Below are 8759 nucleotides of genomic sequence, written 5' to 3' on the forward strand. Positions count from 1 at the left end.
GACGCAGTCGTCACTCGCACAAAGGAGTTCCATGCTGATCGAATCCGACCTCGACGCCGTTCGCCGCCACGAGATCGCGGGCGACGAGCCCGCCGACTTCGACGCGTATTGGGAGGCGACTCTGGCTGCAGCAGGCGAAGTTCCCCTCGACGTTCGTGTCGAGCGCGTCGAGAGTGTGCTCAGCATCGTCGACGTGTTCGATGTGACCTTCCGCGGCGCAGACGGTACCGACGTGAGGGCGTGGCTCCGCGTTCCAGCCGACGCGACGGAGCCCCTTCCGACCATCGTCACCTACGTCGGCTACGGCGGTGGGCGCGGAAAGGCCGAGGAGTCCCTGACCTGGGTCGCATCCGGCTTCGCGCATCTGCACATGGACACGCGCGGCCAGGGCGCGTCGTGGAGCGTCGGCGACACACCGGATGTCGGCACGGGCGGCCCGCAGATCCCCGGGGTCATGACCAAGGGCATCCAGAACCGCGACGACTACTACTACCGCCGACTGTTCATCGATGCGGTGCGCGCCGTCGACGCGGCGAAGCAGCTGCCGCAGGTCGATGCCTCGCGCATCGCGGTGGCCGGGGGAAGCCAGGGCGGCGGTCTCGCGCTGGCCGTGGCCGGGCTGCGCGACGATCTCGCCGCGGTGGTGGCGTTCGTGCCGTTCCTCTGCGATTTCGGGCGCGCCACCCTGATCACCGACTCGTATCCGTACCACGAGATCGTCGACTACCTGCGGATCCATCGCGACCAGGCGGCATCCGTCTACGAGGTGCTCGGCAGCTTCGACGCCGTGCGCCACGCGCGTCGGGCGACGGCGCCCGCGCACTTCTCGGTCGCGCTGATGGATGCCACGTGCCCGGCTTCCACGGTCTACGCCGCGTTCAACGCGTATGGCGGCCCCAAGGAGATCACCGAGTGGGCGTTCAACGGGCACGAGGGCGGCGGCATCGAAGACGAGACGCAGGCGGTCGCGTTCCTGAAGAAGGTCCTCGCCGCGTAGGAATCCGTTCGTCGAGCCCGCCCTTCGACAGGCTCAGGGAACGGGACTCCGTTCGTCGAGCCCGCCCTTCGACAGGCTCAGGGAACGGGACTCCGTTCGTCGAGCCCGCCCTTCGACAGGCTCAGGGAACGGGAGTCCGTTCGTCGAGCCCGTCGAGACGCCGCTAGCATCGGCTCATGGTGCCTCTCGACAACCTCGCCGCGTTCGCGCTGGCCGCCCTCGCGCTCGCCGCGCTTCCCGGGCCGAGCGTTCTCTTCATCATCGGACGCTCCCTCTCGCTCGGCCGCGTAGCGGGCCTGCTCAGCGTGGTCGGCAACGCGAGCGGCATGGCTCTTCAGGTGGCGGCGGTCGCCGCCGGCATCGGCGCGCTCGTCGCCTCCAGCATCGTGGCATTCACGATCATCAAGTTCGCGGGCGCCGCGTACCTCGTCTACCTCGGCGTGCAGGCGATCCGGCACCGCAACGACGTGTCGGATGTCGCCTCCCGCCCCACCCCGCGCACGCTGCGGCGGGTCTACGGCGAGGCCGTGATCGTGGGTGTCTCGAACCCCAAGTCGATCGTGTTCTTCGTCGCGATCCTTCCCCAGTTCGTCGATCGGGGTGCGGGTTCGCTGCCGCTGCAATTGGCCGAGCTGGGCCTGGTCTTCCTCGTCTTCGCCATGACCTTCGACAGCATCTACGCGCTCACCGCAGGCCAGGCTCGAACCTGGTTCGCCACCAACCCCCGTCGCATGTCGAGGCTCGGCGCGACCGGCGGGGTTCTGATGATCGGACTCGGCGGCGGCCTGGCCCTCACGGGCAACAAGAGCTAGCGGGCCCGTTCGTCGAGCCTGTCGAGGCGCCTTCCCTTCGACAGGCTCAGGGAACGGGCTGTCCGTTCACCGAGACCAAGGCCCTTCGACAGGCTCAGGGAACGGGCTGTCCGTTCGTCGAGACCAAGGCCCTTCGACAGGCTCAGGGAACGGCTCGGCGTCAGATGTAGATCGCCGGGTCGGTGTAGAACGCCTCCGCGGTCGGCTCCGCGGCGTGCGCGCGCGGCCTCGCGACGGCGGGGATGCCCGTGATCACCGAATACGCGGGGGCGTCGTTGACCACCACGGCCTGCGCGCCCACCACGGAGTGCGCGCCGATCACCACGTCGCCGAGCAGCACAGCACCCGCTCCGACGGTCACGTCGTTGCCGAGGGTCGGATGCCTCTTCTCGCGCGCCGTGCTGCGCCCGCCGAGCGTGACCCCGTGATACAGCATCACGTCGTCGCCGATCTCAGCCGTCTCTCCGATGACCACTCCCATGCCGTGGTCGATGAAGAAGCGGCGCCCGATACTGGCACCGGGGTGGATCTCCACGCCCGTGAGAAAGCGCACGTACTGCGAGACGAGCCGTGCGGGCAGACGCAGGCCGCGCATCCAGAGCCTGTGGGCGACGCGATAGCCCCACACCGCGTGCAGCCCGGAATAGCTCAGCAGCACCTCGAGCCGCGAGCGAGATGCGGGATCACGCCTGCGGGCGGTCGCGATGTCCTCCCGGGCGCGCGCGAACACGACCGAGCCCCGGGCGGTCACGCCCGGAACTCGGCCGACGTGCGAAACGCGACCGGCGGCATCCGGTCAGTCCTGCAGGTCTTCGTACAGAACGGTCGAGAGGTAGCGCTCGCCGTAGCTGGCGACGACGACCACGATGGTCTTGCCCGCGTTCTCGGGGCGACCCGCGAGCTCGAGGGCGGCGGTGACGGTGGCGCCCGACGAGATGCCGGCGAGGATTCCCTCTTCTGCGGCCAGGCGGCGAGCCATCGAGACCGACTGGGTGATGTTCACGTCGATGACCTCGTCGTAGACCTCGCGGTCGAGGATCTCGGGCACGAAGTTGGCGCCGATTCCCTGGATCTTGTGCGGGCCGGGTGCTCCCCCGTTGAGGATCGGCGACTCGGCGGGCTCGACGGCCACGACCTGCAGACCCGGCTTCTGCTCCTTGAGGTAGTTGCCGGCGCCCGTGATCGTTCCGCCCGTTCCGATGCCGGCGACGAAGATGTCGACGGCGCCGTCGGTGGCGTTCCAGATCTCGGGGCCGGTGGTGGCGCGGTGGATGGCCGGGTTGGCCGCGTTGGCGAACTGCTTGGCCAGCACAGCACCGGGGGTGTTGGCCACGATCTCGGCCGCCTTCTCGACGGCGCCGCGCATGCCCTCGGGTCCGGGGGTGAGCACGAGCTCGGCGCCGTACGCGCGGAGCAGGGTGCGGCGCTCCTTCGACATGGACTCGGGCATGGTGAGGATCACCTTGTAGCCTCGGGCCGCGCCGACCATGGCGAGCGCGATGCCGGTGTTGCCCGAGGTGCCCTCGACGATGGTTCCGCCCGGGGGAAGTTCGCCCGACGCCTCTGCGGCGTCGACGATGGCCACGCCGAGACGGTCTTTGACGCTGGCGGAGGGGTTGTAGAACTCGAGCTTCGCGAGCACGGTGGCGCCGAGCCCCTCGGTGACGCGGTTGAGGCGCACCAGCGGAGTGTTTCCGAAGACCTCGGTGATGTCGTTGTAGATACTGGGCATGGCGAATCCTTAATCTGAACGAGGGAGCTCGTCGACGAGCAGAGGGGCTACCCCTCAAGCCTAGGGACTCCCCCGGCGCATCCAGCGATTGTTACGACAACTAACAGCTTTATTACCGACGCCGGGTTCTCGACCCCGGCGTAAAATCGGCAGGTGGCAGTCTCGAAGGTCGTCCTCTATTACGCGTTCACCCCGCTCGCCGACCCCGACGCCATTCGGCTGTGGCAGCGCGACCTGTGCGAGTCGCTCGGCCTGCGCGGACGCATCCTCATCTCGAAGCACGGCATCAACGGAACCGTCGGCGGCGAGCTCGGAGCCGTGAAGAAGTACCTGCGCAAAACGCGGGACTACCCGGCATTCAAGCATCTCGACGTCAAGTGGAGCGAAGGATCGGGCCTCGATTCTTCACAGAGTTATCCACAGGCTCCGCACGGGGTCAGTCTCGACTTTCCGCGGCTCGTGGTGAAGGTGCGAGACGAGATCGTGAGTTTTGGCGCTCCCGACGAAATGCTCGTCGACCATGCGGGGGTGAAGGGCGGCGGAACCAAGCTGACTCCCTTACAACTGCACGAACTCGTGGCCGAGAAGGGCGACGACGTCGTGTTCTTCGACGGCCGCAACTCCTTCGAGGCCGAGATCGGCAGATTCGCGGGGGCGGTGGTGCCGGATGTGTCGAACACGCGCGAATTCGCGGCCGTTCTCGACTCGGGCGTCTACGACCATCTCAAGGGAAAGCCAGTAGTTACCTACTGCACAGGCGGAATCCGGTGCGAAGTGCTGTCGAGTCTCATGACGTCGCGGGGCTTCGGCGAGGTCTACCAGCTCGACGGCGGAATCGTGCGCTACGGCGAGACTTTCGGCGACTCCGGCCTCTGGAACGGGTCGCTCTACGTCTTCGACAACCGCGTCTCGATCGACTTCACGCCCGACGCTGCGGTGATCGGCCAGTGCCACCGCTGCGGCGCATCCACGAACCGCATGCAGAACTGCACCGAGGTGTCGTGCCGAACCCAGCTCGTGGTCTGCGCTGCCTGCGCTGCGGTTTCAGCGCCGGAATGCCCCGAGCACGTCGGCATGATAGCGGGATAGTTTCCACAGAGTTATCCACAGGGTTTTCGTCCTAGGCTCGCGGCATGAACACCAAAGACAAGGCTCATCAGCTTCTTCACCTCCACGAGCAGCGTGCGATCCTCCAGGTCGTCAACGTCTGGGACGTGGCGAGCGCCCGGGTGGTCGCCGACCTCCCCGGCACCACCGCCCTGGCCACGGCCAGCCACAGCATCGCGGCGACCTTCGGGTACGACGACGGTGAGAACATCCCGCTCGAGCTGATGCTCGACATGGTCGGGCGCATCGCGGCCTCGACCGACCTGCCGGTGTCGGCCGACCTCGAAGCCGGCTACGGCGACCCGGGCGAGACGGTGCGCCGGGCCATCGGTGTGGGCATCGTCGGCGCGAACCTCGAAGACCAGATGAAGCCGCTCATCGAGTCGGTGGAGAACGTCGCCGAGGTCACCCGGGCCGCCGAGAAGGAGGAGGTGGGCTTCGTTCTCAATGCCCGCACCGACGCGTTCGTCAAGGCCGGCGATCGCCCCCTCGACGATGTGATCGCCGACGCCATCGAGCGCGGCCGCGCCTACCTCGACGCGGGCGCCGCCTGCATCTTCGTTCCCGGCCTGCTCGACGAGCAGACGGTCATCCGCCTGGTCGAGGGCATCGGCGAGCACCGCGTGAGCGTCATCAACGTGCCCGGCTCGCTGACCCCCGCCCGACTCGAGCAGCTGGGCGTGGCGCGCATCTCGTACGGACCGTGGACCCAGCGTGTCGCGCTCACCGCGCTGCAGGCATCCGCCCGCGAGCTGCTGGCCGGCGGCCACCTGCCCGAGGGCACCCAGCCGCTGAACTGACGCGCGCATCCGCGCCCACCAGGCGCATCCGCTGCCGGTCGCATGGCGGCGGATGCGCCGATCGGGCGCGGATTCGCTCAGAAGGCGCTGCTGGGCAGGTCGCGGGCATCGGATGCGATGGCCTCCACGATCACGTCGGCCACGCGGTCGGGGTCGAGTCCCGCAGGAAACGCGGGTGCGGCGCCGGCGATGGCCCGGGTCACGAGCCCCGTCTCGGTGTGCCCGGGCCTCGCGTCGAGCAGACGGATGCCCGCCCGCCGGTTCTCGCGCCCGGCCGCGACCATGAACGCGGCGAGCGCCGACTTCGACGCCGAATACGCGGCGAGGCCCGCCGTGGGAGCTTCGGCCACGATGCCGCTGATCCTGACCACCACGGGCTTGCGACCCTCGCCGGCGCTGCGCGTGAGTGCGGGAAGCGCGGCCCGGATCGTGTCGATCGGCGACAGCGCATTGACCGCGAACAGCTCGGTCGCCGTGTCGGGGTCGAGTTCGGATGCCGGGCCGAACGCCACGACTCCGCTCGCGATGACGACGGCGTCGAGCCCGCCGAGGCGGCTCTCCGCTTCGGCAACGACCGATGCGGATCCGGACTCCGACCGCAGATCGGCGACGATCCTCTCGGCCTGCACGTCGAGCGCGTCGAGGCGTGCGGCGTCGCGGCCGCTGAGCGCCAGGATGGCACCCGCATCGGCAAGTCGTCTCGCGATGCGCGACCCGAGCCCGCCCGACGCACCGATCACAAGAACACGCGAACCGCTCAGCTCAGTCATGCCCCCACGCTAGGCCGCGGGGCTCATCGCGCCGAGACATTGACAACTCCGCGCATCCGGTCTTGTGTCCACGACCCAGCAAGCCTCCACCGCCGTGTCCGATTTCCGCTAGCGGGCTCCTCTGCCATGCGGCAGGGTTGAGTCATGGACTTCGGAGAGCGGTATCGCGTGATCGAGTCGCGCGACGCGCGATTCGACGGCCGCTTCGTCACCGCCGTGCGCACCACCGGCATCTACTGCCGGCCGAGCTGTCCGGCCCGCACGCCGAAGCAGTCGAACGTCACCTTCTACGCCACGAGCGCGGCAGCCCACCTGGCGGGTTATCGCGCGTGCAAGCGCTGCCTGCCGGAGGCGACGCCCGGCAGCCCCGAATGGAATCTTCGCGAGGACGTCGCAGCGCGGGCCATGCGCCTCATCGCCGACGGGGTCGTGGAGCGCGACGGCGTCGACGGCCTGTCGCGGCGCATCGGATACTCCGCGCGACAGCTCAACCGTATTCTCGTGGCCGAGCTCGGCGCCGGGCCCATCGCGCTCGCCCGCGCCCACCGTGCGCAGAACGCCCGCGCACTGATCACCGGCACGACGATGCCGATGGCCGACGTGGCCTTCGCCTCGGGCTTCTCCAGCATCCGCCAGTTCAACGACACCGTCACCGAGGTGTTCGATCTCACCCCGTCGGCCCTGCGCTCCCGGTCGCACCGGGCCCCTGCGCCCGGAGCGGCAGACGCCGCCGGCACGATCCGTCTCGCCCTCCCCTACCGCGAACCGCTCGATGTGGAGGGCCTCTTCGGCTGGTTCGCCCCGCGCGCGGTGCCGGCAATGGAGTCCGTCGGCGCGCGCCGGTACGCCCGCACGGTTCGGCTTCCGCGGGGCTCTGCCCACGTCGATCTCAGCGCGCCCGAGCGAGTCGCCGGGCGCCCTCGCATAGACGCGGTCGTGCGCTTCGAGAATCTCGGAGACCTGCCCGCCCTCCTCGGTCGCGTTCGGCGACTGCTCGATCTCGACGCGGATCCGCAGGCGGTGGATGCGACGCTCTCGCGCGACGGACGTCTCGCGGCGCAGGTCGCGCGGGTGCCCGGCATCCGCGTGCCCGGTGCTCTCGACGCGGGCGAGATGCTCATGCGCGCCCTGATCGGCCAGCAGGTCACGGTTGCGGCCGCGCGTACGCAGTTGTCGAGGCTCGTCGACGCGCTCGGCGAGCCGATGCCGCTCTCGATCGCGCACGCTCGCGACGACAGCGACAGCGACAGCAGCGACCACGCCCCGGATGCGGCCGCCGCGCGCCTCTTTCCCACCCCGGTCGCGATCGCCGAGCACGCGCACGAGGTCCTCCGCGGCCCTGCCGCTCGAACCGACACGGTGCGCCGGGTCGCGACAGCACTCGCCGACGGGTCGCTCGCGATCGATCTCTCCGACACCCGCGACGACGTGACGGCCCGGCTCACCGCGATCCGCGGCATCGGGCCGTGGACGGCCGACTACGTGGCGATGCGCGTGCTCGGACACCCCGACGTGTTCGTCCGCCGCGACGTCGCGATCCGATCGGGTGCCCGCGAGCTCGGCTTCGCGCAGTCCGACGCGGCGCTCCTTGCCGAATCCGCCGCCTTCGCGCCGTGGCGCAGCTACCTGTGCATGCACCTCTGGCGGGCGGCGGTCCGCGCTCCGACCCTCGCCCCCAATCAGACTCCCGCCCGTACTCCGAAGGAGACCCCATGACCACAACAGCTCTCATCGACACCATCGACACCCCCGATGGGCCGTTCATGATCCTCGAAGACGACGAGGGCAGGGTGCTCTCGTCGGGCTGGACGGACGCGGCCGAGGCGCTGTTCGCACGCCTCGCGCCGAAGAACCGACCGGATGCGCGGGCCGGGCGATCCCGGAACGGTCACGCGGTCGAGGCCTTCTACTCCGGCGACGTGCGGGCGATCGACGCCGTTCCGGTTCGCCAGTTCGGAACACCGCTGCAGACCGTCTCGTGGACGGAGCTCCGGCGCATCGCTCCGGGAGCCCCCATCACCTACACCGAGCTGGCCGCGCGCTCCGGCAACGCCCGCGCCGTGCGGGCCGCGGCGAGCGCGTGCGCCCGCAACGCGCCCGCGCTCTTCGTGCCCTGCCACCGCGTCGTCAACACGGCGGGCGGTCTCGCCGGATTCGCCTGGGGCATCCCCGTGAAGCGCGCGCTCCTCGCCCGAGAGGCCGCGGCTTCTTCTCAGGACTCGATGTCGGCGTAATCGAAGAGTTCGAACTGGTCGGCGAGGTCGAACGATGAGAAGAGCTGGCCGTGGTCTGGGATGCCGTCGTCGTCGATCTCGAACATCTCGAAGCGAACGGGGATCGCCGGAGTGATCAGAACCGAGAACCGGCGGCCACCCACCAGATCGAGGTCCACGAATCCTGCTCCGACACGCGCCGCCTCGAGGATGCGCTCCTGCAGTTCGCCGAGATCGACCCCCACGGCGAGCACGAAGGCCTGCCCGTCGATACGAGCCTGAACGATCTGCATGGGGCTTCCCTCGGTGGAACGTGCGGCGGCCGGGC

The 8759-nt window shown here is 69.3% G+C and carries 10 protein-coding genes; 6 read left to right on the plus strand and 4 right to left on the minus strand.

What is annotated here, in order from left to right; genetic code table 11:
• Positions 1–31: 31 nt before the first annotated feature.
• Together ASF51_RS03705 and ASF51_RS03710 are read left to right on the plus strand one after the other, a co-directional pair.
• A complete protein-coding gene (locus ASF51_RS03705) occupies positions 32–997 on the plus strand; it encodes an acetylxylan esterase (RefSeq protein ID WP_055925326.1) in 966 nt (321 codons plus the stop codon).
• A gap of 176 nt (positions 998–1173) precedes the next feature.
• Positions 1174–1809 carry a LysE family translocator gene (locus ASF51_RS03710; RefSeq protein WP_055925329.1) on the plus strand — a complete coding sequence of 212 codons (636 nt, stop codon included), beginning with the start codon at positions 1174–1176 and terminating at the stop codon, positions 1807–1809.
• A gap of 160 nt (positions 1810–1969) precedes the next feature.
• On the opposite strand, the gene epsC is transcribed toward ASF51_RS03710, so the two are convergent.
• Together epsC and cysK are read right to left on the minus strand one after the other, a co-directional pair.
• The gene (gene epsC / locus ASF51_RS03715) at positions 1970–2560 is read right to left on the minus strand and encodes a serine O-acetyltransferase EpsC (protein WP_200920298.1); all 591 of its coding nucleotides are present in this window, start codon (positions 2558–2560) and stop codon (positions 1970–1972) included.
• 45 nt (positions 2561–2605) lie between these two features.
• Positions 2606–3541, minus strand: a complete 936-nt coding sequence (gene cysK, locus ASF51_RS03720; RefSeq protein ID WP_055925333.1) for a cysteine synthase A — start codon at positions 3539–3541, stop codon at positions 2606–2608.
• A gap of 153 nt (positions 3542–3694) precedes the next feature.
• Here cysK and ASF51_RS03725 point away from each other — a divergent pair, with 153 nt between their 5' ends.
• Positions 3695–4630 carry a rhodanese-related sulfurtransferase gene (locus ASF51_RS03725; RefSeq protein ID WP_055925336.1) on the plus strand — a complete coding sequence of 312 codons (936 nt, stop codon included), beginning with the start codon at positions 3695–3697 and terminating at the stop codon, positions 4628–4630.
• Positions 4631–4674: 44 nt separating this feature from the next.
• Positions 4675–5448 (plus strand): isocitrate lyase/phosphoenolpyruvate mutase family protein, encoded by a 774-nt coding sequence (locus ASF51_RS03730; protein WP_055925339.1) that lies wholly within the window; start codon positions 4675–4677, stop codon positions 5446–5448.
• Between the two features lie 77 nt (positions 5449–5525).
• Here the strand turns inward: ASF51_RS03730 and ASF51_RS03735 are convergent, their stop codons facing one another.
• Positions 5526–6218 carry an SDR family oxidoreductase gene (locus ASF51_RS03735; RefSeq protein ID WP_055925341.1) on the minus strand — a complete coding sequence of 231 codons (693 nt, stop codon included), beginning with the start codon at positions 6216–6218 and terminating at the stop codon, positions 5526–5528.
• A 144-nt stretch (positions 6219–6362) separates the two neighbouring features.
• Here ASF51_RS03735 and ASF51_RS03740 point away from each other — a divergent pair, with 144 nt between their 5' ends.
• Together ASF51_RS03740 and ASF51_RS03745 are read left to right on the plus strand one after the other, a co-directional pair.
• A complete protein-coding gene (locus ASF51_RS03740) occupies positions 6363–7934 on the plus strand; it encodes a DNA-3-methyladenine glycosylase 2 family protein (protein WP_055925344.1) in 1572 nt (523 codons plus the stop codon).
• Positions 7931–8452: a methylated-DNA--[protein]-cysteine S-methyltransferase gene (locus tag ASF51_RS03745; RefSeq protein WP_055925347.1), complete on the plus strand. Its 522-nt coding sequence runs from the start codon at positions 7931–7933 to the stop codon at positions 8450–8452. The genes ASF51_RS03740 and ASF51_RS03745 overlap by 4 nt, the downstream gene beginning before the upstream one ends.
• Here the strand turns inward: ASF51_RS03745 and ASF51_RS03750 are convergent.
• Entirely contained in the window at positions 8431–8724 is a 294-nt protein-coding gene (locus tag ASF51_RS03750) for a hypothetical protein (RefSeq protein WP_055925350.1), read from the minus strand. The genes ASF51_RS03745 and ASF51_RS03750 overlap by 22 nt on opposite strands.
• Positions 8725–8759: the final 35 nt, after the last annotated feature.

The sequence above is a fragment of the Agreia sp. Leaf283 genome, from assembly GCF_001422485.1.
Taxonomy (GTDB): domain Bacteria; phylum Actinomycetota; class Actinomycetes; order Actinomycetales; family Microbacteriaceae; genus Agreia.

Bases quoted from the DNA above. Each gene is read 5' to 3' on its own strand.
- ASF51_RS03705 (WP_055925326.1), top strand. From the start codon at position 32: ATGCTGATCGAATCCGACCTCGACGCCGTTCGCCGCCACGAGATCGCG.
- ASF51_RS03710 (WP_055925329.1), top strand. From the start codon at position 1,174: ATGGTGCCTCTCGACAACCTCGCCGCGTTCGCGCTGGCCGCCCTCGCG.
- cysK (WP_055925333.1), bottom strand. From the start codon at position 3,541: ATGCCCAGTATCTACAACGACATCACCGAGGTCTTCGGAAACACTCCG.
- ASF51_RS03730 (WP_055925339.1), top strand. From the start codon at position 4,675: ATGAACACCAAAGACAAGGCTCATCAGCTTCTTCACCTCCACGAGCAG.
- ASF51_RS03735 (WP_055925341.1), bottom strand. From the start codon at position 6,218: ATGACTGAGCTGAGCGGTTCGCGTGTTCTTGTGATCGGTGCGTCGGGC.
- ASF51_RS03740 (WP_055925344.1), top strand. From the start codon at position 6,363: ATGGACTTCGGAGAGCGGTATCGCGTGATCGAGTCGCGCGACGCGCGA.
- ASF51_RS03745 (WP_055925347.1), top strand. From the start codon at position 7,931: ATGACCACAACAGCTCTCATCGACACCATCGACACCCCCGATGGGCCG.
- ASF51_RS03750 (WP_055925350.1), bottom strand. From the start codon at position 8,724: ATGCAGATCGTTCAGGCTCGTATCGACGGGCAGGCCTTCGTGCTCGCC.